The sequence below is a fragment of the Pseudomonas sp. zfem001 genome (assembly GCF_032621725.1).
Lineage (GTDB): Bacteria > Pseudomonadota > Gammaproteobacteria > Pseudomonadales > Pseudomonadaceae > Aquipseudomonas > Aquipseudomonas sediminis.
In genome coordinates, this window is sequence record NZ_JAVYJI010000002.1 from 749,543 (window position 1) to 773,550 (window position 24,008).

Annotated in this window: 31 protein-coding genes; 25 read left to right on the forward strand and 6 right to left on the reverse strand. The window is 63.8% G+C overall.

What is annotated here, in order from left to right; genetic code table 11:
• Positions 1-41: 41 nt before the first annotated feature.
• The 3 genes from clpX to tig form a co-directional block, all read right to left on the reverse strand.
• Complete coding sequence (gene clpX, locus RTH74_RS11415) at positions 42-1,322, reverse strand: ATP-dependent Clp protease ATP-binding subunit ClpX (RefSeq protein WP_099524454.1); 1,281 nt, start codon at positions 1,320-1,322, stop codon at positions 42-44.
• A 107-nt stretch (positions 1,323-1,429) separates the two neighbouring features.
• Positions 1,430-2,071 carry an ATP-dependent Clp endopeptidase proteolytic subunit ClpP gene (gene clpP / locus RTH74_RS11420; RefSeq protein ID WP_106732429.1) on the reverse strand — a complete coding sequence of 214 codons (642 nt, stop codon included), beginning with the start codon at positions 2,069-2,071 and terminating at the stop codon, positions 1,430-1,432.
• A gap of 94 nt (positions 2,072-2,165) precedes the next feature.
• Positions 2,166-3,476, reverse strand: a complete 1,311-nt coding sequence (gene tig / locus RTH74_RS11425) for a trigger factor (RefSeq protein WP_316914711.1) — start codon at positions 3,474-3,476, stop codon at positions 2,166-2,168.
• Between the two features lie 892 nt (positions 3,477-4,368).
• On the opposite strand from tig, the gene RTH74_RS11430 reads away from it, so the two are divergent.
• Positions 4,369-4,767, forward strand: a complete 399-nt coding sequence (locus tag RTH74_RS11430; RefSeq protein WP_316914712.1) for a DUF2513 domain-containing protein — start codon at positions 4,369-4,371, stop codon at positions 4,765-4,767.
• A gap of 43 nt (positions 4,768-4,810) precedes the next feature.
• Here RTH74_RS11430 and RTH74_RS11435 read toward each other — a convergent pair whose 3' ends face one another.
• Together RTH74_RS11435 and RTH74_RS11440 are read right to left on the reverse strand one after the other, a co-directional pair.
• A complete protein-coding gene (locus tag RTH74_RS11435) occupies positions 4,811-5,830 on the reverse strand; it encodes a phage portal protein (RefSeq protein WP_316914713.1) in 1,020 nt (339 codons plus the stop codon).
• Entirely contained in the window at positions 5,830-7,584 is a 1,755-nt protein-coding gene (locus RTH74_RS11440) for a terminase ATPase subunit family protein (protein ID WP_316914714.1), read from the reverse strand. The genes RTH74_RS11435 and RTH74_RS11440 overlap by 1 nt, the downstream gene beginning before the upstream one ends.
• 142 nt (positions 7,585-7,726) lie before the next feature.
• On the opposite strand from RTH74_RS11440, the gene RTH74_RS11445 reads away from it, so the two are divergent.
• From RTH74_RS11445 to RTH74_RS11485, 9 genes are all read left to right on the forward strand, one after another.
• A complete protein-coding gene (locus tag RTH74_RS11445; protein ID WP_316914715.1) occupies positions 7,727-8,569 on the forward strand; it encodes a GPO family capsid scaffolding protein in 843 nt (280 codons plus the stop codon).
• A 39-nt stretch (positions 8,570-8,608) separates the two neighbouring features.
• On the forward strand, positions 8,609-9,628 hold the full coding sequence (locus RTH74_RS11450; RefSeq protein WP_316914716.1) for a phage major capsid protein, P2 family: 1,020 nt from the start codon (positions 8,609-8,611) through the stop codon (positions 9,626-9,628).
• Between the two features lie 3 nt (positions 9,629-9,631).
• Positions 9,632-10,333 carry a phage terminase small subunit gene (gene gpM, locus RTH74_RS11455; protein WP_316914717.1) on the forward strand — a complete coding sequence of 234 codons (702 nt, stop codon included), beginning with the start codon at positions 9,632-9,634 and terminating at the stop codon, positions 10,331-10,333.
• Positions 10,334-10,433: 100 nt separating this feature from the next.
• Complete coding sequence (locus tag RTH74_RS11460) at positions 10,434-10,898, forward strand: head completion/stabilization protein (protein ID WP_316914718.1); 465 nt, start codon at positions 10,434-10,436, stop codon at positions 10,896-10,898.
• Complete coding sequence (locus RTH74_RS11465; RefSeq protein ID WP_179527767.1) at positions 10,898-11,107, forward strand: tail protein X; 210 nt, start codon at positions 10,898-10,900, stop codon at positions 11,105-11,107. The genes RTH74_RS11460 and RTH74_RS11465 overlap by 1 nt, the downstream gene beginning before the upstream one ends.
• Positions 11,098-11,571, forward strand: a complete 474-nt coding sequence (locus tag RTH74_RS11470; protein WP_316914719.1) for a hypothetical protein — start codon at positions 11,098-11,100, stop codon at positions 11,569-11,571. Before RTH74_RS11465 ends, RTH74_RS11470 begins: the two co-directional genes overlap by 10 nt.
• Positions 11,564-11,929, forward strand: a complete 366-nt coding sequence (locus RTH74_RS11475) for a putative holin (RefSeq protein WP_316914720.1) — start codon at positions 11,564-11,566, stop codon at positions 11,927-11,929. The genes RTH74_RS11470 and RTH74_RS11475 overlap by 8 nt, the downstream gene beginning before the upstream one ends.
• A 2-nt stretch (positions 11,930-11,931) precedes the next feature.
• Positions 11,932-12,213 carry a phage holin family protein gene (locus RTH74_RS11480; RefSeq protein ID WP_316914721.1) on the forward strand — a complete coding sequence of 94 codons (282 nt, stop codon included), beginning with the start codon at positions 11,932-11,934 and terminating at the stop codon, positions 12,211-12,213.
• Positions 12,210-13,061: an N-acetylmuramidase family protein gene (locus RTH74_RS11485; protein WP_316914722.1), complete on the forward strand. Its 852-nt coding sequence runs from the start codon at positions 12,210-12,212 to the stop codon at positions 13,059-13,061. The genes RTH74_RS11480 and RTH74_RS11485 overlap by 4 nt, the downstream gene beginning before the upstream one ends.
• Here the strand turns inward: RTH74_RS11485 and RTH74_RS11490 are convergent.
• Positions 13,013-13,309, reverse strand: a complete 297-nt coding sequence (locus RTH74_RS11490) for a hypothetical protein (protein ID WP_316914723.1) — start codon at positions 13,307-13,309, stop codon at positions 13,013-13,015. The genes RTH74_RS11485 and RTH74_RS11490 overlap by 49 nt on opposite strands.
• 37 nt (positions 13,310-13,346) lie before the next feature.
• Between RTH74_RS11490 and lysC the strand changes: the two genes are divergently transcribed.
• The 15 genes from lysC to RTH74_RS11565 all read left to right on the forward strand — a co-directional run bounded on the left by lysC (position 13,347) and on the right by RTH74_RS11565 (position 24,005).
• Positions 13,347-13,613, forward strand: coding sequence for an Rz1-like lysis system protein LysC (lysC, locus tag RTH74_RS11495; RefSeq protein WP_316914724.1), 267 nt, complete (start codon positions 13,347-13,349; stop codon positions 13,611-13,613).
• Complete coding sequence (locus RTH74_RS11500; protein WP_316914725.1) at positions 13,610-14,020, forward strand: phage tail protein; 411 nt, start codon at positions 13,610-13,612, stop codon at positions 14,018-14,020. Before lysC ends, RTH74_RS11500 begins: the two co-directional genes overlap by 4 nt.
• Complete coding sequence (locus RTH74_RS11505) at positions 14,017-14,469, forward strand: phage virion morphogenesis protein (RefSeq protein WP_316914726.1); 453 nt, start codon at positions 14,017-14,019, stop codon at positions 14,467-14,469. Before RTH74_RS11500 ends, RTH74_RS11505 begins: the two co-directional genes overlap by 4 nt.
• A gap of 74 nt (positions 14,470-14,543) precedes the next feature.
• A complete protein-coding gene (locus RTH74_RS11510; RefSeq protein ID WP_316914727.1) occupies positions 14,544-15,020 on the forward strand; it encodes a phage baseplate assembly protein V in 477 nt (158 codons plus the stop codon).
• On the forward strand, positions 15,020-15,313 hold the full coding sequence (locus RTH74_RS11515) for a PAAR domain-containing protein (protein ID WP_316914728.1): 294 nt from the start codon (positions 15,020-15,022) through the stop codon (positions 15,311-15,313). Before RTH74_RS11510 ends, RTH74_RS11515 begins: the two co-directional genes overlap by 1 nt.
• 2 nt (positions 15,314-15,315) lie before the next feature.
• Entirely contained in the window at positions 15,316-15,669 is a 354-nt protein-coding gene (locus tag RTH74_RS11520; protein WP_316914729.1) for a GPW/gp25 family protein, read from the forward strand.
• Positions 15,666-16,577, forward strand: a complete 912-nt coding sequence (locus tag RTH74_RS11525; RefSeq protein ID WP_316914730.1) for a baseplate J/gp47 family protein — start codon at positions 15,666-15,668, stop codon at positions 16,575-16,577. The genes RTH74_RS11520 and RTH74_RS11525 overlap by 4 nt, the downstream gene beginning before the upstream one ends.
• Positions 16,577-17,194, forward strand: coding sequence for a phage tail protein I (locus tag RTH74_RS11530; protein WP_316914731.1), 618 nt, complete (start codon positions 16,577-16,579; stop codon positions 17,192-17,194). Before RTH74_RS11525 ends, RTH74_RS11530 begins: the two co-directional genes overlap by 1 nt.
• A complete protein-coding gene (locus RTH74_RS11535; RefSeq protein ID WP_316914732.1) occupies positions 17,191-18,486 on the forward strand; it encodes a phage tail protein in 1,296 nt (431 codons plus the stop codon). The genes RTH74_RS11530 and RTH74_RS11535 overlap by 4 nt, the downstream gene beginning before the upstream one ends.
• Before the next feature lie 9 nt (positions 18,487-18,495).
• The gene (locus RTH74_RS11540) at positions 18,496-19,008 is read left to right on the forward strand and encodes a phage tail protein (RefSeq protein WP_316914733.1); all 513 of its coding nucleotides are present in this window, start codon (positions 18,496-18,498) and stop codon (positions 19,006-19,008) included.
• Positions 19,009-19,166: 158 nt separating this feature from the next.
• The gene (locus tag RTH74_RS11545) at positions 19,167-20,360 is read left to right on the forward strand and encodes a phage tail sheath protein (RefSeq protein WP_316914734.1); all 1,194 of its coding nucleotides are present in this window, start codon (positions 19,167-19,169) and stop codon (positions 20,358-20,360) included.
• A gap of 45 nt (positions 20,361-20,405) precedes the next feature.
• A complete protein-coding gene (locus tag RTH74_RS11550; RefSeq protein ID WP_316914735.1) occupies positions 20,406-20,921 on the forward strand; it encodes a phage major tail tube protein in 516 nt (171 codons plus the stop codon).
• Between the two features lie 78 nt (positions 20,922-20,999).
• A complete protein-coding gene (locus tag RTH74_RS11555) occupies positions 21,000-21,350 on the forward strand; it encodes a phage tail assembly protein (RefSeq protein WP_316914736.1) in 351 nt (116 codons plus the stop codon).
• An 8-nt stretch (positions 21,351-21,358) separates the two neighbouring features.
• On the forward strand, positions 21,359-21,481 hold the full coding sequence (locus RTH74_RS11560; RefSeq protein ID WP_037053016.1) for a GpE family phage tail protein: 123 nt from the start codon (positions 21,359-21,361) through the stop codon (positions 21,479-21,481).
• A complete protein-coding gene (locus RTH74_RS11565) occupies positions 21,471-24,005 on the forward strand; it encodes a phage tail tape measure protein (RefSeq protein WP_316914737.1) in 2,535 nt (844 codons plus the stop codon). The genes RTH74_RS11560 and RTH74_RS11565 overlap by 11 nt, the downstream gene beginning before the upstream one ends.
• The last annotated feature ends 3 nt before the right edge of the window (positions 24,006-24,008 follow it).

The window sequence follows — 24,008 nt, forward strand, 5'->3', positions numbered from 1 at the left end:
AGGGGCCCGAGGGGCCCCTTCTTTGCATCGTGTGACAGCCGTCAGGCGTCTGGCGCGGCCTTCGCCGGCGGCTCGCTGTTCTCGTAGATCAACAGCGGCTTGGAGGTGCCCTCAATGACGCTCTCGTCGATCACCACCTTGCTCACGTCCTGCTGGGACGGGATCTCGTACATGGTGTCGAGCAGAATGCCCTCGAGGATAGAACGCAGGCCACGTGCACCGGTCTTGCGCTCCAGCGCCTTCTGCGCCACGGATTTCAGCGCATCGGAGCGGAACTCCAGGTCCACGCCTTCCATCTCGAACAGCTTGGCGTACTGCTTGGTCAGCGCGTTTTTCGGCTCGGTGAGGATCTGTACCAGAGCTGCTTCGTCCAACTCTTCCAGGGTCGCAATCACCGGCAGGCGACCGACGAACTCGGGAATCAGGCCGAACTTGACCAGATCGTCCGGCTCGACTTCGCGCAGCGACTCACCGATCTTCTTGCCTTCCTGCTTGCTGCGCACTTCCGCACCGAAACCGATGCCGCCCTTGGTGGAGCGCGCCTGGATGACCTTCTCCAGACCGGCGAATGCACCGCCACAGATGAACAGGATATTGCGTGTGTCGACCTGCAGGAATTCCTGCTGCGGATGCTTGCGCCCGCCTTGCGGCGGAACCGAGGCAACAGTGCCCTCGATCAGTTTCAGCAGCGCCTGCTGCACGCCCTCACCCGACACGTCGCGAGTAATCGACGGGTTATCAGACTTGCGCGAGATCTTGTCGATTTCGTCGATGTAGACGATGCCCATCTGGGCCTTCTCGACATCGTAATCGCACTTCTGCAGCAGCTTCTGAATGATGTTCTCGACGTCCTCACCGACATAACCGGCTTCGGTCAGGGTGGTGGCGTCAGCGATGGTGAACGGCACATTGAGCAGACGCGCCAGCGTTTCCGCCAGCAGTGTCTTGCCGGAACCGGTCGGACCGATCAGCAGAATGTTGCTCTTGCCCAGCTCGACATCATCTTTCTTGTCTCGCTGATTAAGACGCTTGTAGTGGTTGTATACCGCTACCGACAGCACTTTCTTGGCGCGCTCCTGACCAATCACATACTGATCGAGGATGCCGCTGATTTCCTTGGGTGCCGGGAGTTTGTGCGCGCTGCTCTCGGCCTGTGCTTCCTGCACCTCCTCGCGGATGATGTCATTGCACAGGTCGACGCATTCGTCGCAGATGAAGACGGAAGGACCGGCGATCAACTTGCGCACTTCATGCTGGCTTTTGCCGCAGAAGGAGCAATAAAGCAGTTTGCCGTTGTCCTCACCGTTACGGGTATCAGTCATTCGATCAATCCAATACGGTAGGCTTGAAACACAAGATGAAGGCAAATGCGGGCATTTTCAAGGGCGCAGGTCGCGTCATTGAAGGGTGCCCGCAGACGGAGCCTTATCTAGACCGGCATTTGACGCTTTTCGTGTACGGCATCTACAAGACCGTATTCCATGGCACGCGAAGCGCTCATGAAGTTGTCGCGGTTGGTATCACGCTCGATGATTTCCAGACTCTGACCAGTGTGATGCGCCAGCAGCTCGTTCAAGCGCTCACGGATAAAGAGGATTTCCTTGGCATGGATCTCGATGTCCGAGGCCTGCCCCTGGAAGCCACCCAGCGGCTGGTGAATCATCACGCGCGAGTTCGGCAGACAGAAACGCTTGCCCTTGGCGCCGCCAGCCAGCAGGAATGCACCCATGCTGCAGGCTTGACCGATGCAGGTGGTGGACACGTCCGCTTTGATGAACTGCATGGTGTCGTAGATCGCCATACCTGCAGTCACCGAGCCACCTGGCGAGTTGATGTACAGGTGAATGTCCTTGTCCGGATTCTCTGCTTCCAGAAACAGCAGCTGGGCGCAGATCAGGTTGGCCATGTAGTCCTCGACCTGACCAACCAGAAAGATCACGCGCTCCTTGAGCAGACGCGAATAGATGTCGTAGGCACGCTCGCCACGAGCGGACTGCTCGATGACCATCGGCACCAGGCCGCCAGCGGCCTGAATTTCAGGCATGTTTTGCATAAAAGGATTGCGGGACATGTCTTGCGCTCACTCCCTAATAGTCATGTCTCAAATACGCATAAGCCAGCACGGAGGCTGGCTTATGGTGGTGTACTCGAACGAGGTTACCAGATCAGTCGGCTTTAGGAGCTTCCGCCGGCTTGACTGCGTCTTCGTAGGAAACCGCTTTATCGGTCACGTTGGCCTTCTGCAGAACAGTATCTACAACTTGCTCTTCCAGTACAACCGAACGCACTTCGTTCATTTGCTGGTCGTTCTTGTAGTACCAGGCAACGACCTGCTCAGGCTCTTGGTAAGCCGAGGCCATTTCTTCGATCAGTTCGCGTACGCGGGCTTCGTCAGGCTTCAGGTCAAACTGTTTGACCACTTCAGCAACGATCAGGCCCAGCACCACGCGGCGCTTGGCTTGCTCTTCGAACAGCTCGGCCGGCAGCTGGTCAGGCTGGATGTTGCCACCGAACTGCTGAACGGCCTGCACGCGCAGACGGTTCACTTCGTTACCGATCAGCGCCTTCGGCACTTCAACCGGGTTGGCAGCCAGCAGGCCGTCCATTACCTGGTTCTTGACCTTGGACTTGATGGCCTGACGCAGCTCACGCTCCATGTTCTTGCGAACTTCAGCGCGGAAACCTTCCAGACCGCCTTCCTTGATACCGAACAGAGCGAAGAATTCGTCGTTCAGCTCAGGCAGTTGCGGTGCGGAAACGCTGTTCACGGCAACGGTGAACTCGGCGGTTTTGCCGGCCAGATCGAGGTTCTGGTAGTCCTCGGGGAAGGTCGGGTTAATCACGCGCTCTTCACCAGCCTTGGCGCCGACCAGGGCGTCTTCGAAGCCCGGGATCATGCGGCCGGAGCCCAGTACCAGCTGGGTGCCCTTGGCGCTACCGCCAGCGAAAGCTTCGCCGTCGATTTTGCCAACAAAGTCGATGTTCAGCTGGTCGCCATTCTCGGCAGCACGCTCAACAGCTTCGAAACGGGTGTTCTGCTTACGCAGGATGTCGAGCATGTTGTCGACGTCGCTGTCAGCCACATCAGCTTCGAGGCGCTCGATGGCGATGGAGTCGAAACCGGAAACCTGAAACTCGGGGAATACTTCAAAAGTAGCGACGTATTCCAGATCCTTGCCCTTCTCGAAGGACTTGGGCTCGACAGCCGGAGCACCGGCCGGATTCAGCTTCTGCTCAACCACTGCTTCGTAGAAGGTAGCCTGGATCAGGTCGCCCAGTGCTTCCTGACGAGCAGCGTCTTCATAACGCTGACGGATCACGCTCATCGGCACCTTGCCAGGACGGAAGCCAGGAACCTTGGCACGACGGGCAGTCTGCTGCAGACGCTTGTTGACTTCGGTCTCGATGCGCTCGACGGGTACGCCGACAGTCATGCGGCGCTCAAGAGCAGAAGTGCTTTCAACAGAAACTTGCATGGATATTCCTCGTTGCACAGACATAAGCCGGCTCGAACCGGCCCCGAATCAAGGCCAAGCATTCTAGAGGGTCAATGTGCAGAAGTCACCCTAGAAGCAGGCGGCAGTCGGGAGGGGCTATATAAAGATGGTGCGGACGGAGAGACTCGAACTCACCACACCCCGACGGCCAGGCCTGGAGGCCTTGATTTGTGTGAATGGGCGCGTGTGCGTGAGCGTGAATCTGTTCCCAGCTTGTTCCCAGTGAGAACGAGCAAGGGTGCTCAGCACCGCAGGCGGCGGCATTCTACACGGATTTATTTTGAGGCAAAGGAAAAAGGTAATTTTGGTAATTTCGGCGACTGGAAGCGGCTGAACCTCAGTGTTTTCAATGCGTTATAGGCTCGTTAGAAAGGTAATAAATCAGTAATCAGAAGGTTAGGAGATTACCCTAAGCACTGGTCAGAAATCTGAAAATGAAAAGCCTTTAAAATCAGTAGCTTGCAGAAAAATTACCTTTACCATTACCCAGAATTACCAGCCAAGGTAATAGCCCAAGCCCAGGGTTTTCGGGGCCTCCAGCGCTGCCAGACCATCTCATTACCAAAATTACCCATTCTCGATACCGTCTCAGCCAGCTTGAGCAGGAAGGCGCCTTAACGCCCCTGCATGAGGCCGTTGCCGCAGGGATTCGCAGGGTGCGGGCACAGCCTGAATGCTGCATGTAGCCCACAGCCTGGGCCGCCTGGAACAGTCCGAAGGGGTGAAGAAAAAGCACCACATTTAGCCCGGGGGCGTGGCGTGGGGACGAGGGCGCGCGCCGGGTGCTGAATGGGGCCATTCGGGTGGCCGAAACCGTGTGCTGAAGGTTATCGTTCGGGTGCGGCATGAGGCCGCCTCAAGGAGAAGAGTGATGCGTCGAGACCCTGAATTGATCCGGCAGCTGATGCTCAAGCTGGAGTCACTGGAAAAACCGGCAACCGCTATAGCCACAGTGGGCTATCGAGAGAACCTTGCCATCGATGGATACACTGACGACCAGGTCTACTACCACGTCGACCAGATACTAATGAGCGGCTGGGTGGATATGGCTGGAGGCCGTGGCATGAATCCAAGCGGACACTTTTATTTCAGGGGATTAACTCCAACCGGTCATGACTTCGTCGATTCAGTAAGAGACGACGCAATTTGGAAGCTGACCAAGGAGGGTGTGAGTGCCGCCGGAGGCTTCACCATGGAAACGCTAGCGACCCTTGGCAAAGGCTTCCTCCGCAAGCAGATCGAGAGACTCACCGACATACCGCTCGGATAAAGAAAGGCCGCCTCGAGGGCGGCCCTGGTGGTGCGGGAGGGAGTCAGCTGGAGGCGCTGGTGGGTGGTTCATAGGGCTTGAACTTCACCACCTCTTCACCTAGCCAATCGTTGATCTGCGCGAGCCTGGCTTGCACCGGCTCCAGCTCGTTGACGGCCCACATCTCTGACGCCTCCCGCAGCGAGCCGAAGCCGCCAGAGTTCTGCGGAACAATGCCCATCAACTGTGGGTATACGCGCAGCATGCCTAGCAGGTCATCCCGGCTGATGTTCTTGATGGCGCCAAAGTCATCCTTTGCCGCCACCTCGCTGATAGGGATCAGCTGGATGCCGTCTTTCTTGCCGTTCGGCGCGTACATGAACAGGTTACGGAAATTGCCCGGCCCCTTGCTGTCGCGCATCGCCTTGCGCAGGTCCTTGACGTAATTCTCGTCGAAGGCCGCGTCGGTCATGTACAGGATGAAGCCGGCATGGCTGCCGTTGGCGAAGTACTTGCGCCGGAACAGCGTGGCCGCCTCATTCAACAGCGCGCTCTGCAGGGCTGGCAGCCACTCGGGCAAGCCGTAAATCTCCTGGTTAATGTCGGCCTCGCGCAGATGGCAGACGCTGCCGCGCTTGAACTCGTGTTCATCTTTCCAGCCGCGTACCTGGTAGTAGGTATCGAGATCCACCCCGCGACGCATGTACTTGGCCATGCACGGCAACAGCCCCAGGGCCTGCCGGAGCATATTGTTGCGCTTCTCGAGATACAGGTTGCCCGACCACCCCCAGTCCGTGACGATCTGCTCGAACGCAGCCCGGCTCAACAGCTTGTGCGGAATGAAGGTGCGAGACAGCGCGTTGCGCTTGAACACCAGGCCAGATGGCAGATAGATGCCCGCTTTCGAGGCCTTCGCCAGGTTATCCAGTGAGACGGGCGGCTCGTACCAGCGCCCGTTGGCGTAGCACTCCAGGTAATCCAGAAAGTCACGCCCATCGAGCACCGCCGTAGGCTCACCGAAGGTAAAGGCCATGCCGCCGGGCACGCTGGCGGCCGGCTGCTCAGTGATTGTCTCGTTGCTCATCAATAGAACTCCATAACGCCCGTATTGGCGGCCGTCTGGCCCTCCAGGGGCTCGTTGTGCAAAGCATGGAACAGCGCCCACGCCAGGTCGGCGTGGCCTGTGTTGTCGTTGCGGCCGGCTGTGTAGGTGAACTGACGCCCGCCCGGCGTGACCGTCTTGCGAATCGCCATCAGCGACTGCGCCATGTCCGTCCAGCCGGCGTCGAACTCAAGGCGCCCCTGGCTGATCACATGCCACGCCTTCATAACCAGCCGCGTTTTCACCTCGGGGCTGTAACTGAACGTCGTCAGGCCTGGGAAGAACTGGCGCACCAGCTGCGCCACGGCGCTGCCGATGCCGGTGGTATCGATGCCGATATAGGTCACCCAATAGCGCTGGGTGACCTTCTGAATCGTCCTGGCCTGGCTGTCGAAGTCCATGCCCTTGAACTGGTGGCGCTCCAGAATGCGGAACTTCCCGCCCGGTACCGCCGGCGGCGCCACCACCACCAGGCCGGCCGAGTCGCCGCTCTCCGCAGGGTCATAGCCAAGCCACACTTGGCGCGAGCCAAACGGGCGCATTTCCAGCGGTTTGAAGTCATCCCAGTCAACCCAGCTATCCACCATACCGCTCTGCAGCATGCTCAGCGGGAAGATCGATGCCCCGTCGTCAACGAACTGGCACATCAACAGATTCTGGAACGCCGCCGCGTCGTACTCGCGCCGCAGCTCGTCGATGTCGAACAGGTCGCAGCCCCGGTCGGCCGCGTCCATGATCGTCACGATCTGGCGCCAGATGTTGTCCTCGCACAGCCGGCCCTGCTGCAGCTCGGCGTGGCTTACATCCAGGTTGATATGCTCGGCAGACGGCTTGCCTTTGTTGAACCGCTCGCCCGTCCAGAACGTGTAGGCCTCATGCGCCATGCTGCTCGGCGTCGAGAAGTACGTCCGGCGGTAGCGCTTCTGCATCGCCATGCCGCTGGCGACCTTGTTCAGCTCCTGGAATTTGTAGGTCCAGAAGAATTCGTCGAAGTAGAAGTTGCCGTGATAGCCCTGGGCAGTGCGCGCATTGGTACCCAGGAAGTGCAGCTCGGCGCCGTTCGGCAAGATGATCGGGTCGCCGGCCAGGTCCACCCCGACCACATCCCGCGCGAAGGCCTGGATATACGCCTTGAAGATATGCGCCTGCGCCTTCGATGCAGACAGGAAAATCTGGTTGCGCCCGGTGATCAGCGCATCGATCAGCGCCTCACGGGCAAAGTAGAACGTGGCGCCGATCTGCCGGCTTTTCAGGATGACGCGCGTGCGCTGGTCGCCTGCCCGGTGCCAATCGAGCTGATAATCGAAGCACCCTTCGAGGAAGGCCTCGACCAGCTTCTCGGTCTGTTCCTCGGTAATGTCGTTGCGCTTGGGCTTACGCTTCGGCCCGGCGTTGCGCTTATCCAGCTCCGGGTTTAGCTCGGCCTCGGTGCCGCCCTTCTGGAAGCGATCAATCCGCGCCTGCCGCTCCAGCTGCCGATGCAGCAGGTCAATCTCTTTGTAATCGGCGCCCGACTTCGGGTCTTTCAGAATCAGCTGAACAAGCCGCGCCTCGGTCGCGGCCTGGATACGCTCCAGCGGCGTGGCGCGGTCCCACTCGTCGCGGGCCTTCCAGCTGTGCAGCGTCTTTTCTTTCTCGCCGATCAGCTCGGCGATCTCGCACACGCGATAGCCCTGCCAGTACAAGTGCTTGGCGTGGCGGCGGTGATCGGTGGGCAAATCGACGATGGCATTCATGGCGCCGATGCTGCCGTTCGCGCGCGCGAGCCCCTACCGGCGCGCCCTGTAGCGCGCCCCGCTACAGGCTCAGCGCGTTGCCGCCTCTGCCCAGCCTGCCGACCATGCCCTCAACGCGAAACCGCACCGAGGATTACCCCGCATGGCCGCCACCAAGAAAACCGTCTCCAAATGGACCCGCATTGCCGTCGAAGGCGCCACCACCGATGGCCGCAACATCGAGCGCAAATGGATTCAGGAGATGGCCCAGCAGTACAGCCCCAACACCTACGGCGCTCGCCTGAACTGCGAGCACCTGCGCGGCGTCTGGCCGGGTAGCGACTTCGGCGCATACGGCGACGTTGTCGCCCTCAAGGCCGAAGAGGTCGACATCGACGGCAAGAAGAAACTGGCCCTGTTCGCCCAAATGGTGCCCACCGACACCCTGATCGAACTGAACAAGAAAGGGCAGAAGGTTTACACCTCCATTGAGGTCAACCCCGACTTCGCCGACACCGGCAAGGCCTACCTGGTCGGCCTAGCCATCACCGACAGCCCGGCCAGCCTCGGCACTGAAATGCTCCAGTTCAGCGCCAAGAACGGCACCCTGGCCAACCGCAAGCAGGACAAAGACAACCTCTTCACCGCCGCCGAAGAAACGGCGCTTGATTTCGAGGAAGTCGAAGACAACACCAGCATGTTCGCCGGCCTGAAAACGCGCCTCGGCGAACTGCTGAAACTGAGCAAGGACAAGGAAGGCAGGGACGCTGCTCACTTCGCCGAACTGGGCGAAATGATCGAAAGCCTGGCCGAGCACGGCGCCAAGCAGGCCGACGCTTTCGCCAGCGTGCAGGCCGCCCACGGCAAGCTCCAGGCAGCCCACGACAAGCTGGCCACCGAGTTCGCCGACCTGGTCAAGCGCCTCAGCGAAACCGAAGACCACAGCCAGCAGCCCGCGCGGCCGGCCAACCCCGGCGGCAACGGCCACGTCGTCGCCGATTTCTGACCCCAAGCCGCTACCACGCCACCAGTTCGGAGTAACACCATGCAGAAGCACACCCGCATCGCCTTCAACGGCTACATGGCCAACCAGGCGAAAATCAACGAAGTCGACTCGGCTACCGAGACGTTTACCGTCGCCCCGACCCCGGCACAGAAGCTGGAAAAAGCGATCCAGGAATCGAATCGCTTCCTGACCAAGATCAACATCATTCCGGTCGACGAGCCCGAAGGTGAAGCCATCCTGCTCGGCGTCAACGGCCCGACTGCCAGCCGCACCAAGACCAACTCAGCCACGGGAAAGAAGCGTCAGCCGCGCGATGTCAGCGCCCTGAGCAAAGACACCTACGCCTGCAAGAAAACCGACTTCGACACCGCCTTCCCCTACGCCAAGCTCGACGCCTGGGCCAAGTTCCCCGAGTTCCAGACCATGCTGTCCGGATCCATCGCCGTACAGCAGGGCCTGGACCGCATCATGATCGGCTTCAACGGCACCAGCGCCCAGGAAGACACCGACCTCGACGCCAACCCGATGCTGGAAGACGTCAACATCGGCTGGCTGCAGAAAATCCGCGTGGGTGCCCCGGACCAGGTCATGAGCGAAGGCGAGGCAGTCGCCGGCAAGGTCACCGTGGGCGCCGCCGGCGATTACAAGACCCTCGACGGCCTCGTATTCGACGCCATCCAGCTGCTGGCTCCGTGGCACCGCAAACGCAAAGATCTGGTGGTCATCGTTGACCCGCAACTGCTGCACGAAAAGCAGCTCAAGGCAGTCGAGAAAGGCGCCGAGTCCAACGTCGAAGAAAACGCCGCCGACGAAGTGGTCACCAAGGGTCGCCTGGGCGGCCTGCCCATCGAGCACGACGCCCCCTTCTTCATCGACGGCGGCGTACTGATCACCCCGCTGAGCAACCTGTCGATCTACGTCCAGAGCGGCAAGCGTCGTCGCCACATCCGCGACGAGCCGGACTACAACCAGGTAGCCGACTACCAGTCCTCTAACGAGGCCTATGTCATCGAAGACTTCGGCGCCATCGCCCTGGTCGAGAACATCGAGAAGGTCTAAGCCATGGCATCCCTTGCCCAACGCACCCAACTGCGCAAGCGTGCCGAAGCGGAATCGGCACGTACCGCACCACCGGCGCTCATGGACGGGCTCACCACCTACGAGCTCATGCTCGCAAAGCTGCAACAGGATCAACTGCGCCTGAAACAGCTGCAGTCGAACCAGAAAAAAGCCCTGCTCAAGGCCGAGCTGCTGCCCGACTACGCCGACTACATCGCCGGCGTACTGGCTGGCGGCAAGGGCGCGCAAGACGACGTATTCGTCACCGTCATGCTCTGGCGCTTCGATGCCGGCGACTTCGCTGGCGGGCTGGAGGCTGCGGCATACGTGCTCCAGCACAATCTGAAAATGCCCGAGCGCTTCAACCGCACCACCGGCTGTGTGGTCGCCGAAGAGATTGCCGAAGCCGCCCTCCGCGCCCTCAAGGCCGGCAGTGACTTCGACCTCGAAGTCACCCTGCAGGCCAACGAGCTCACCGCAAGCCACGACATGCCCGACGCCGCCCGCGCCAAGCTCATGCTGGCCATCGGTCGCCTGTACGCGCTCAAGGTCAAGGACGATTCCAGCGGCGAAGACCTGGGCAACCTCGTCAACGCCAAGGAATACCTGACCAAGGCCATCAGCCTGTACAGCGCCTGCGGCGCCAAGAAAGACCTGGAGCGCGTCGAAAGTCGCCTCAAGAAACACGCCGCCACCAACGGCTAACCGAGCGTCCCACGCACCCGGCGGCTCGGGGCCGATCAGCTGGTAACTCCTTCCCAAGCTGTGACGCCCCGACCACCGCCGACTATTTCCGAGGCACCGCATGAGCGCGTTCGTAGCGGGCGGCACCCCCAACGTCCCGTATCCCATCAGCAACGCCGACTTCTGGCCCGAGATCGACGGCCAGAAGCTGCGCGCCGCCATGCGTATCGACTCCAGCGTCACCGACGACCGCCTAGAAGTCGCCACCGTCAACGCCATGATCGAGGCCAACCGCGAGCTAGCCGACTACCGCACCGCTCGCCAGGCCGAAGGCCACGCCAAACTGGGCGACGTACCGGCCGAGAAGATCAAAGACGAAAGCCAGCTACTGCACCTCTATCGCCGCATCGTCTATTGCCGTGCCCTGGCCGAGCTCATCGAGCGCTATCGCAACTACGACGCCACCAATAGCGGCGCGCAGAAAGTCACCGAAGAAGAAACCAGCCCCGACCAACTGCGGCGCGACGCCCGCTGGGCGCTGCGCAACATCCTCGGCGATAGCCAGAGCACCGTGGAGGTTCTCTGATGCCCACCGTCATCGCTGCCCAGGGCGACACCGTCGACAGCATCTGCTGGGACTACTACGGCCGCACCGCCGGCGTTACCGAGGCCGTACTCGACGCCAACCCAGGCTTGGCCGACCTCGGCCCGATCATCCCCCACGGCACCGCCGTGACCCTGCCAGACGCCGCCCCGCAAGCCGAACAACCGCAAGTGGTGAACCTATGGAACTGAAACCCGGCGTCGTCACCCTCGCCCTGTACAAGGGCAAGGGCCAACTGTTCAACGCACTTATCCGCGCCTGGACGGGCTCCATCTACAGCCACTGCGAACTGGTCATGCCGGACGGCCGCTGGCTGTCCGCCTCGGCTATGGACGGCGGCGTGCGCGCCAAGCGCATCGACTACAAGCCCGAACACTGGGAACTGATCCAGGTGCCCTGGGCCAACGCTAAGCGCATCGAGCAGGTTTTCGACCAGTACGAAGGCAGCGGCTACGACTGGGCCGGCATCTTCTTCAGTCAGCTGCTGGCCCGAGGCATCCACAGCGAAAGCCGCATGTTCTGCAGCGAGTTCTGTGCCGAAGCCCTGGGCTTCACCGATATCGGCCAGTGCTTCAACCCCATGCTCATTGGCCGCGTAGTCGAACGCATCAACCGCCTGCCAGACCATCCAGAAGTAAGGACGCACCATGGCTGAGCCAACCACCAGCACCGTCATCGCCACCGCTGCCGCCGGCGTTGGCCTGGCCACCCTGATGCCGACCATGGACGGCAACGCCCTGTTCGGCGCCATCATCGGCGCCGCGCTGATCGCCAACGCGCAGCGCAACATCAAAGCCTGGCAGCGCTGCACCGGCCTGCTGGTATCCATCGGCGCCGGCTACGTCAGCGCCGCCGAGATCGTCGCGCAAACCCCCATCACCCAGACCGGCCCCGGCGGATTCGTCGGCGCTGTCGTCGTCGTGCCGCTCGCCCTAAAAGCCCTGGAGTTGATCGAGAAGGCCGACTTCTCCGCCCTGGTCCCTGCATGGTTCAAGCGGGGCAAAGGAGACTGACCATGCTCAGCACCTTCAGCACCTTTCTACCGATGCTGGCCGCTCTGGCCTACCTCGCCTCTGCCCTGCGTCTGGTGTGCTTCCAGCGCAATGGCGCCCGCATCCGGCGCGGTATCTCGTTGCTCGCCTGCCTACTTATTGGCGCCCTGCTCTGCGCCGGGCTCGAAATCCTTCTCTACCAGCGCCCAGTCAGCCCATGGCAAACGGCAATCGCCGTACTGCTCTGCATCCTCGTCTACCGCTCTCGCGGCAACCTCGCCGCACTGTTGAGGTCAACCCCATGAACAAGCCCACCACCCTCGAACACGGTTCCAAAGGCCAGGCCGTCCTGGCCCTGCAAAAGGCCCTCAACGCCAACGGTGCCGACCTGCTCGTCGATGGCGACTTCGGCGACGAAACCGAGAAAGCCGTCCGCGCCTACCAACTCAAGAAAGGCCTGGTAGTCGACGGCCGCGCCGGCGAAAAGACCCTCGCCGCCCTGGCCGGCGCCGATTGCAGCAAGCTACTCAGCAACGCCACCTTGGTGGCCGCAGCCGCGCGCCTGGGCTTGGAGCTGGCCACCGTCTACGCCGTCAACGAAATCGAGAGCCAGGGTGCTGGCTTCCTGGCCAACGGCAAGCCCAAGGCTTTGTTTGAACGCCACGTCATGCACGCCCGCCTGTCCCTGGTGCGCAACAAAGGCGACGACGCGGCCGCCCTGGTCGCCCATGCCGATCAACTGGCCCTCACCTACCCCAACCTGGTCAGCCGCAAGCCGGGCGGCTACGCCGGCGGCACTGCCGAACACCAGCGCATCGCCCAGGCCCGCATGCTCGACGCCCTCTGCGCCGACGAGTCCGCCAGCTGGGGCGCGTTCCAGGTCATGGGCTACCACGCGCCGCGCCTCGGCTATGCCAGCGTCGCCGAGTTCGTGCGCCTCATGCACCAGGATGAAAACCAGCAGTTCGAGGCGTTCGTCCGCTTCATCGAGAAAGACCCGGCATTGCTCAAGGCCCTCAAGGCCAAAAAGTGGGCGGCATTCGCCGAGGGCTACAACGGCCCGGCCTACGCCCGCAATTTGTACGACGTGAAGCTCGAACGCGCCTACCAGCGGCATGCTGACTGCGGCTGCGGACAGAAGGCCGCCGCGTGACCACCCTGCGCCAGGCCCTCTACGGCGCAGCCCTGCTCGGCGCCCTTGGCCTGCACCTGTGGGGCACCTACCAGCAGAGCCAAGCCCACTCGGCACGCGCCGAGCGCGACGGCCAGCTCATCGACCAACTCAAGCAACGCAGCGCCCGCCAGGCCGCCAGCATCGTTCGCCTCGGCGGCGAGCTGGCCGCCTGGCGCGTCGCCCAGCAGGGCATGCAAACGGCTCAGGCCGACGTGCGCCAACAGCACGCCGCTAGCCAGATCCAGAAACAGGAGATAAGCCGCAATGACCCGAATTTTAGTGATTGGGGGCGGCAGCCTCTGCCTGGCGCTGCTCGCCGGCTGCATGAGCGCCCCGCCCTCACCGGAGCCAGTGGTTACCGTGACTGGCTGTCCCGTCGTAACGCGCTGCAGCCTGCTGCCAGCAGCGCCGCAGAATAACGAAGGCCTCAGCGACGACAGCGACTACCTGCTGTCCGCCTGGGCCGAATGCGCCGCCCAGGTCGACGCGGTTTACGAACACCAGCAACAGCAGCCGAGGGCTGACCCGTGAACAAACCCAACAGCCTGCGCGACCACCTGCTCGCCGCAGACACAACCCTCGCGCAGAACCCCGAGCGGCTGCTCGTCTTCATCGACGAGGGCAACATCCGCGCCACCGCCGCGCCGGGGCTGTCGTTCGAATGGCTATTCAGCCTCAATATCATCATCACCGATTACGCCGGCCACCCCGACAACATCGCCATCCCGCTGCTCGCCTGGCTGCGCCGCAACCAGCCCGACCTGCTCACCAACATCGAGAAGGGCAAAGACGCCATCGGTTTCGAGGCCGACATCCTCGGCAATGACAAGGTCGACCTGTCCATCACCCTGCCGCTGACCGAGCGCGTGATCGTCAAACGCCTACCGGACGAAAGCCTCGAAGTCACCCACCCACCCGAGCCAGACTTCGAGCTATGACCGACAACCTCGCAGTCCTGGAAGACTGGGCCGGCGCCCTGCTGGCCAAGCTCAGCCCCGCCGAGCGGCGCAAGCTCACCACCCGCATCGGCCGCGACCTGCGCCGCAACCAACAGCAGCGCATCGCCACCCAACGCAACCCGGACGGCACGCCCTACGCGCCGCGCAAGGCCAAGGCATTGCGCGGCAAGCAAGGGCGCATCAAGCGCCAGATGTTCGCCCGCCTGCGCCAGTCCAAACACCTGCGCCTGCAGAGCACCGCTGATTCCATCGGCATCGCCTTCACTGGTCGCATTGCCCGCATCGCCAAGATTCACCAGCGCGGCCTACGCGACCGCCCCGCCCGTGGCCAGGCCGAAGTGCAATACGCCAAGCGCGAGCTGCTCGGCTTCAACCACGCCGCCATCGAGCTGATCCGCGACGGCCTGCTCGACCACCTCACCCGCTAGCCTCGCCCTGTAACGCGCCCCGCTACAGGGGCCACCGCGTGCGCCCCGCGCGCGCGAGCTGCAGCATCACCGGCATGAACAGCCTCGCCGAACTCGCCCGCCTCATCGAGAACCTGATCCGCTTCGGCACCGTCGAAGCCGTCCAGGTCGACCCGCCACGCGTGCGCATCAAAACCGGCAAGAATCTGACCACCTGGCGCCCCTGGCTCAACCTGCGCGCCGGCGAGGACCGCGAGTGGGACCCGCCCACAGTGGGCGAGCAAGTCATTCTGTTCAGCCCGTCCGGCAACCTCGCCCAAGGCGTGGCCCTGACCGGCCTGACCAGCGACCAGCACCCGGCCAACGGCGACCGTGAAGGCCTGCACCGCCGCACCTACCGCGACGGCGCCGTCATCGAGTACGACAGCCTTGCCCACCACCTGCGCGCCACCCTGCCCGGCAGCGCCGAGCTGATGGCCGCCGGCAACATCACCCTCAACAGCGGCGGCGATATCCAGATCGCAGCCGCTGGCAATGTCGCCATCACCGGCGCCCGCGTGGACCTCAACTGATGCCGGCCGTAACCCGCAAGGGCGACAACTGCACCGGCCACGGCTGCTGGCCACCGCGCCCCAGCACCGGCGCGAGCCCCGACGTATTCGTCAACAGCATCGCCGTACACCGCCAGGGCGACGCTTGGGCCGCGCACACTTGCCCGACCATTCCCGAGACGCACGCCAGCGTGCTCGCCGCGGGCAGCGCCACCGTATTCGTCAACAGAAAGCCGATTGGCCGCATTGGCGACCCCGTCGCCTGTGGCAGCCAGGTCGCCGCCGGCTCGCCCAACGTATTTGCAGGGGGCTGAGCATGATCGGCATGAACGCCCGCACCGGCCGCACCATTACCAGCCAGCAGCACCTGGCCCAGTCCATCGAAGACATCTGCACGACCCCGGTGGGCAGCCGCGTTATGCGCCGCGAGTACGGTTGCCACCTCGCCAATCTCGTCGACTGGCCGCTCAACGCTGCCACCCGCCTGCAGGCCTATGCCGCCGTCGCCACCGCCCTCATGCGCTGGGAGCCGCGTATCCGCCTCAGCCGCGTGCTGCTCACCCCCAGCACCGTGGCCGGCCAAGCGTTCCTGGACGTAGAGGGCACCGTCACCGACACCAACGAGCCCTTGAGCCTGCGCGTGCCCATAACCCTGGGGGCTGCCGCATGACCATCACCTTTACCCCCATCGACCTCAGCCAGCTGCCCGCGCCGAATGTCGTCGAGCCCATAGACTTCGAGGCCATCCTCGCCGAGCGTAAGGCCTACGCCATCAGCCTCTGGCCAGCCGACAAGCAAGCCGAAGTCGCCGCCACCCTGGCCCTGGAATCCGAGCCGCTCACCAAGCTGCTGCAGGAGAACGCTTACCGCGAAACCCTCTGGCGGCAGCGCGTCAACGAGGCCGCACTCGCCGTGCTGCTGCCGTTCGCCAAGCGTGCCGACCTGGAGCAGATCGGCGCGCGCTTCAACGTCGCCCGCTTGGTCATCGTCCCGGCAAACCCGAACGCGGTACCGCCCGTGGCGGCGGTCATGGAAGAAGACGACAGCCTGCGCGAACGCATCCAAATGGCCATGGAAGGCCTGAGCACCGCCGGCCCGCGCAATGCCTACATCTTTCACGCGCGCAGCGCGGACGGCCGCGTAGCCGACGCCACCGCCATCAGCCCGGCGCCGGCCGAAGTCCTGGTCACCGTGCAAAGCATCCTGGGCAACGGCACCGCATCCGCCGAGGTGTTGGCCATCGTCGCCGCCTACCTGTCCGACGAAGACCGCCGCCCAGTCGCCGACCGCCTCACCGTGCAAAGCGCCGAGGTGCTGCCCTACCAGGTCAACGCCGTGCTGCACCTCGCCAGCGCCGGCCCCGAGGCCGAGCCGATCCGCGCAGCCGCACTGGCCCGAGGCCTGGCCCTGGTCAACCGTCGCCGCCGCCTGGGCATGGAAGTGAACCGCTCCGCGCTGGACGCCGCCCTGCACATCGAAGGCGTAAAACGTGTGGACCTGGAAGACTGGGTAGACGTGGTCGCCAGCCTCACCCAGGCGCCCTACTGCACCGCCTTCAATGTCACGGTGGCCGAGTAATGGCCGCCCGCCTGCTGCCCGGCAACGCCAGCGAGCTGGAGCGCAACGCCGCCCAGGCCTTGGCGCAGATCGAGCGCGTGCCCGTGCCGCTGCGCGACCTCTGGAACCCGGATACCTGCCCCGTCGAGCTGCTGCCGTACCTGGCCTGGGCGTTCTCGGTAGATCGCTGGTCGCCGGCCTGGCCCGAGAGCGCCAAGCGCGCCGCCATCCGCGCCGCCTACTTCATCCACTCGCGTAAGGGCACCATCGGCGCCCTGCGCCGCGTGGTGGAGCCGCTGGGCTACCTGATCGAGGTGCGCGAGTGGTGGGAGGAAGTACCGCTCGGCGTGCCCGGCACCTTCCGCCTGCTGATCGGCGTACTGGACACCGGCATCGACGAAGCCATGTACCAGGAGCTGTCATTCCTGATCGACGACGCCAAGCCCCTGAGCCGCCACCTGATCGGCCTGGCCATCGGCCTGGAAGTGCGCGGCCGCACCTACATCGGCGCCGCCGCCGTCGATGGCGAAACCCTCACCGTCTACCCCTACGCCCCCGGCCCGATTGAAGTCAGCAGCCCCGCTGTGCTGCTCGGCGGCGCCGCCCACACCATCGACACCATGAGCGTCTACCCATGAGCCAGACCTATTTCGCTATTCTCACCGCCGTAGGCGAGGCCAAACTCTCCAACGCCGCCGCATTGGGTGTACCCCTGCAACTAGCCCTCATGGCCGTAGGCGACGGCAATGGCAATCTGCCCGTGCCCAACCGCCTGCAGACGGCCCTTGTACGAGAGGTTTACGAGGCCCCCCTCAATGAGCTCAAGATTGACCCGGCCAACGCCAGCCAGATCATCGCCGAGCTGGTTATTCCCGAAACCGAAGGCGGCTACTGGCTGCGTGAAATGGGCCTGAAGGACGCCGCTGGCGACCTGATCGCCGTGGCCAACTGCCCGCCCAGCTACAAGCCGGAAATGGCCGAAGGCTCCGGCCGCACCCAAGTGCTGCGCATGGTGCTGATCGTCTCCAGCACCGCCGCCGTGCAACTCAAAATTGACCCGTCCGTAGTGCTGGCCACCCGAGCCTATGCGGACAGCCTGATCGCCGTGCACATGGCTGCAGCCGACCCGCACCCGCAGTACGTGAACAACGCAGAACTGGCCGCCGCAATCGCTGCCATCAATACAGTGCCGACCGGCTACTTCTCCGGCCTTGTCCTGAGCAACAACGCCGCAACACCGACAACTGATATCGACATCGCCCCTGGCTTGGCCCGCTCGGCCAGCGACACAGCAACGCTAAGGCTGGCTGCCGCCATTACCAAACGTTTGCAAAATGCAGGGGCATGGGCAGCTGGTAGTGGTGGTAACGGGCTGTTCAACGGCGCTCGCGCAAACAACACCTGGTACCACGTCTTTCTGATTCGTAAGGATTCTGACGGCAGCATCGACGTGGGTTTTGATACGTCCATTTCTGCGGCCAACAAACCGGCTGGGTGGAGCGCGTTCCGGCGGGTTGGGTCGATAAAAACCAACGCAGCCGGGGCAATCATTCCATTTTTGCAGCATGGCCGCCGGTTCAGCTGGCGAACGCCAATCCTGGACGTTTCGGTGCTTGTCCCTGCAGCAGGCTCGGCGACTTATGTTCTTTCCGTTCCGCCTGGCATCTCGGTAGAAGTGAAAGCGACGCTCTATATCTCCGGCGGAGACGCTGCTGGTTACCTCAATCACCCCGATTTCCCCTCGATTGCTGTGCACTATCTCCCAGGTAGTTACGTGGGGGGCAACTCTGGCACCACTAACGCAAGCGCTGAATACTTTGCGTCTGAGGTCAACGTGCCGACAAATGAGGCTTCGCAGGTCAAGTACACAGGCCTCACTACGCAGAGTAACGACGTACGTATCGCCACCCTCGGCTGGCTGGAAATCTAGGAGACATACATGCCGTACATTCAGAGAAATCCAGCCGGCCAGATTGTCGGCCGGTTCGCTAACCTCCAACCCGGCACCGCCGAAGAGTGGCTCGATGAAGGGTCACCGGACTTGATCCCCTCATCGTCCGCCAAAACTGCCGAACTCTGCGCCCGCATCGACACCGCCGCAGACGCTGCCCGCCGCGCCGTAGCCGGCGACCCGCTGCGCGCCGTCGAATATGACCGCGCCCGCCTCGCCGCCGAACAGTTCGCCGCTGCCGGCTACGAGGGTGAAGTCCCGGCCATGGTCGCGGCCTGGGCGATCAACGGGCGCACGCCGCAACAGGCGGCGGACAGCATCCTCGCCGAGGCAGCGGCCTACACCCACGCCCTGGAGCTGTTGCGCACCACACGCCTTGCCGCGAAGGAGCAAATCCGCGCACTGATGGCCGCCAACCAGGTCGAGCAGGCCCAGCAGCTCGCAGACCAGACCATCGCCGCTATCGAAGCTGCCGTCGCCGGCATCGGCAACAACGCCTGACCCTACGCCTGCTGCACCCATTGCCCCGCCAAGTGCGGGGCTTTTTTATCCCCGCCCTGTACCGCGCCCCGCTACAGCCCCCGCCGCTCGCGCCGCTTGCGCGCGCGCGTCACCCTCAAGGCTCACTGCAACGGCACCACGCCACCAGGAGCTAGCCCATGTCCACCGAATTTCACCATGGCGTGCGCGTCCTCGAAATCAACGAGGGCACGCGCCCCATCCGCACGATCTCCACCGCCGTGGTGGGCATGGTCTGCACCGGCAGCGATGCCGACCCCGAGGTCTTCCCGCTCAATAAACCCGTACTGCTCACCAACGTCCTGACCGCCTCCGGTAAGGCTGGCGAACTCGGCACCCTGGCCCGCAGCCTGGATGCCATCGCCGACCAGACCAAGCCCGTCACCGTTGTGGTTCGCGTAGCAGATGGCGAAGGCGCCGATGCCGCCGCCAAAGAGGCCGACCAAACCACCAAGATCATCGGTGGCGTCACCGCTGGCGGCCAGTACACCGGCCTCAAGGCGCTCATGGCGGCCGAGGCACAGCTTGGCGTGCGCCCGCGCATCCTCGGCGTGCCGGGGCTCGACAACCTGCCGGTCACCACCGAGCTGGCCGCCATTGCCGAACAAATGCGCGCCTTCGCCTACGCCAGCGCCTGGGGCGCCGACAACGTATCCGAGGCCATCGCCTACCGTGACGGCTTCGGCTCGCGTGAGCTCATGCTCATCTGGCCCGACTTCATCAACTGGGACACCGCCACCAGCAGCAACGCCCCGGCCGCAGCCGTAGCCCGCGCCCTCGGCCTGCGCGCCAAGATCGACCAGCAGGTCGGCTGGCACAAAACCCTGTCCAACGTCGCCGTCAACGGCGTTACCGGCCTGTCCCGCGACATCTACTGGGACCTGCAGAACCCCGCCACCGATGCCGGCCTGCTCAACGCCAGCGAAGTCTCCACCCTGATTCGTCGTGACGGCTTCCGCTTCTGGGGCAACCGCACCACCAGCGCCGACCCGCTGTTTGCCTTCGAGAACTACACCCGCACCGCGCAGGTGCTGGCTGACACCATGGCCGAGGCCCACTTCTGGGCAATCGACAAGCCCATGCATGGCAGCCTGGTGAAAGACATTATCGACGGCATTAACGCCAAGTTCCGCGAGCTGAAAACCGGCGGCTACATCATCGACGGCCAATGCTGGTACGACCCGGACGCCAACGACAAAGACACCCTCAAGGCCGGCAAGCTGTTCCTCGACTACGACTACACGCCCGTGCCGCCGCTGGAAGACCTCACCCTCCGCCAGCGCATCACCGACCGCTACCTCATGACCTTCGCCGACAGCGTCAACGCGGCCTGACCCATTCACCCGCGCGGCCCCGCCGCGCCGTAGGAGAGCAACACCATGGCGCTGCCCAAAAAGCTCAAGCACATGAACATGTTCAACGACGGCCAGAGCTACCAGGGCGTAGCCAAGACCGTCACCTTGCCCAACCTGGCCCGCAAGATGGAGGCCTTCCGCGCCGGCGGCATGGACGGCCCTGTCAAGGTTGACCTCGGCCACAGCGACGACGGCATTCAGCTCGTCTTCACCCTGGGCGGCTGGGACCTCATCAGCCTTCGCCAATACGGCGCCACCCGCGCCGACGGCATCCCCCTGCGCTTCGCTGGCTCCGCTCAGCAAGACGACACCGGCGCCACCTCCCCCGTCGAAGTGTCCGTCCGTGGCCGACATGAAGAGATCAGCTTCGGCGACGCCACCCCCGGCGAAGACACCGAGCACGAGATCACCGTCACCTGCACCTACTACAAGCTCACCGTAGACGGCGAAGTCATCATCGAAATCGACCTGCTCAACTTCGTCTTCATCGTCGACGGCGTCGACCTGCTCGAACAGCACCGCCGCAACATCGGCCTGTAACCCGCATAACCCACCCCCGTTGCCGGCAGCGCTGCCCCCGCAGCGTGCGCCGGCCCTTACACCCGAAGGAGCCCACCCATGACCGAGAAGAAAACCGCGCAGCCGGCTGAAGTCGCCGAAGCCGCCCCAGCCAAGAACCCCAACGAAGCCACCGTCGAGCTCGACACCCCCATCGTGCGCGGTACCCAGGAAATCACCGAAATCGTCCTGCGCAAGCCGAAAAGCGGCGAGCTGCGCGGCGTCGCCCTGGTCGACCTGCTGCAAATGGACGTGCTCGCCCTGCGCAAGGTACTGCCACGCATCACCACCCCCAGCCTCACCGATCACGAGATCGGCAACATGGACCCAGCCGACCTGGTCGACTGCGCGGGCAAGGTGGCGGCTTTTTTGCTGAAGAAGTCGGCGAGGGAAGCTGTCCTCGACGCGTAGACGACGCCATGGCGGATATCGCCATGGTCTTTCATTGGGGGCCGGCGGATATGGACCCGCTAGGCCTGGCAGAACTGATCGACTGGCGCGAAGAGGCCAGGAAGCGTTGGGAGCGGCAGCATGGCCAATGATTTGAAAATGGAGGTCATCCTCCAGGCGATTGACCGTGCAACCCGCCCCATTCGCGCCATCACCCAGGGCAGCGTAGGCCTCGGCCGCGCCCTGAAGGATTCGCGCGACCAGCTCAAGGCCATGCAGGCCCAGCAGCGCGACATCAGCAGCTGGCGAACCATGCGCACCGCTGCCGGCCAGACCGAGCAATCGCTCCAGCAAGCCCGCGACCGCGTCAAGGAACTCGGCCGCCAGATGGCCGCCACCGGCGTGCCCACGCGGCAGATGCAACGCGACCTGCAGGGCGCCATCCGTGCCGCCACCAACCTCAAGCGCGAACACCAGGAGCAACAAACCCAGCTCCAGGGGCTGCGCACCAAGCTCAACGCCGCCGGCATCAGCACCCGTAACCTGAGCACGCACGAGCGCGAGCTCCGCAGCCGCATCGAGCACACCAACAAGAGCATCGCCGACCAGACCAAGCGCATGCAGGCCCTCGCCCAGCAGAGCAAGCGCCTGGCCCAGGCACGCGCGCAGTACGACAAAACCCAGCAGCTCGCCGGCAGCATGGCCGGCTCTGGTGCCGCTGGCCTGGCCTCCGGTAGCGGCATTCTCTACGCCGGCGCCCGCCTGCTCGCGCCAGGTCTCGACTTCGACGCCAGCATGTCGAAGGTGCAATCGCTCACCCGCCTGGACAAGAACAGCCCCGAGCTGGAAGCCCTGCGCGAACAGGCGCGCCAACTGGGGGCAAGCACCCAGTTCACCGCCGGCCAGTCCGCCGACGCCCAGGGCTTCCTGGCGATGGCTGGCTTCAACCCGCAGGCCATCCGCGCCGCCATGCCGGGCATGCTCTCGCTCGCCAAGGCGGGCGACAGCGAGCTCGCCGAAACTGCCGATATCGCCTCCAACATCCTCACCGGCTTCAACCTGCAAGCGGCGGATATGGGCCGCGTGGGTGACGTGCTGGTCGGCGCCTTCACCCGCTCCAACACAAACCTGCAGATGCTCGGCGAAACCATGAAGTACGTGGCGCCAGTCGCCGCAGGCGTTGGGCAAGACATCGAAACCATGGCCGCCATGGCCGGCAAGCTGGGCGACGCGGGCATTCAGGGCAGCATGGGCGGTACCGCCCTGCGCGCGATCATCAGTCGCCTGGCCGCGCCGCCGAAGATGGCAGCCGAAGCGCTGGACTCCCTCGGCATAAGCGCCAAAGACGCCCAGGGCAACATGCGCGATATGCCCACCGTCCTGCAGGAGATTTACGAGAAAACCAAGGCCATGGGCGACGCCGAGCGCGCCGGCTTCCTCAAGGGCATCGCCGGCGAGGAAGCATTCAGCGGCCTGCAGGTCCTGGTGCAACAGGCCGGCAATGGCGAGCTGCAAAAATTCATCGGCACCCTGCGCGAAGCCCGAGGCGAGGCCGAGCAAACCGCCAAGGTCATGGCCGACAACATGCGCGGCGACCTGGACGCACTCAACAGCGCCTGGGAAGACCTCGGCATCCAGCTGCAAACCCAGCAAGATGGCCCGCTGCGCAGCATCACCCAGGGCATCACCCGCGTTATCGGCAGCATCAAGACCTGGGTAGAACAAAACCCGGCGCTGGCCAGCCAATTGGTCAAGATGGCCGCCGGCCTGGGGCTGATCATGACCACCATGGGCGGCCTGACCCTGATGCTCGCCTCGATCCTCGGCCCGTTCGCCATGGTCCGTTACGGCATGATGCTTCTCGGCATCAAGAGCCTCGGCGCCGTCACCGCGCTCAAGTCGGTCGGCAGCGTGCTGCTGTGGATCGGCCGCCTGGCCATGGCCAACCCTATCGGCCTGCTCATCACCGCCCTGGTGGTCGGCGCCGTGCTCATCTACAAGAACTGGGACGCCGTGAAGGCCTATCTGCTTGGCCTTTGGGACGAGCTGCAGGCGGGCTTCTCCGGTGGCCTGGGTGGTATCGCCGCCACCATCCTCAACTTCTCGCCGCTGGGCCTGTTTCATCGCGCCATGGCAGGCGTGCTCAGCTACTTCGGCGTAGACATCCCCGCGCGATTTACCGACTTCGGCGGCATGCTCATGGACGGCCTGGTCAACGGCATCACCGCTGGCCTCGGCCGCGTGAAAGGCGCCATCACCGGCGCCGCCGGCGCAACCATTGATTGGTTCAAGCAGAAGCTCGGCATTCACTCGCCCTCGCGCGTATTCGCCGAGCTCGGCGGCTTCACCATGCAGGGGCTGGAGCGGGGCTTGATCAAAGGCCAGGACGGCCCGCTCGGCGCCGTGCTCGGCCTGGGCAAGCAACTGGCCGCCGCCGGCGCGATCACCTTTGGCGCGGCCGGCAGCGCCATCGCCATGGACAACCGCCCGCCCCTGGGCAGGCAGAGCGCACCCCGCGCCGCCCAGGTGCAACCGCTGCCGCCTATCCACATCCACGTGCATCCGACGCCAGGCATGGACGAGCAGCAGCTCGCCCGCCTGGTGGCCACCGAGGTGGCCAAGATCCAGCGCGCCCAACAAGCGCGCAGCCGCAGCGCACTGTCAGACCAGGAGTAAAAC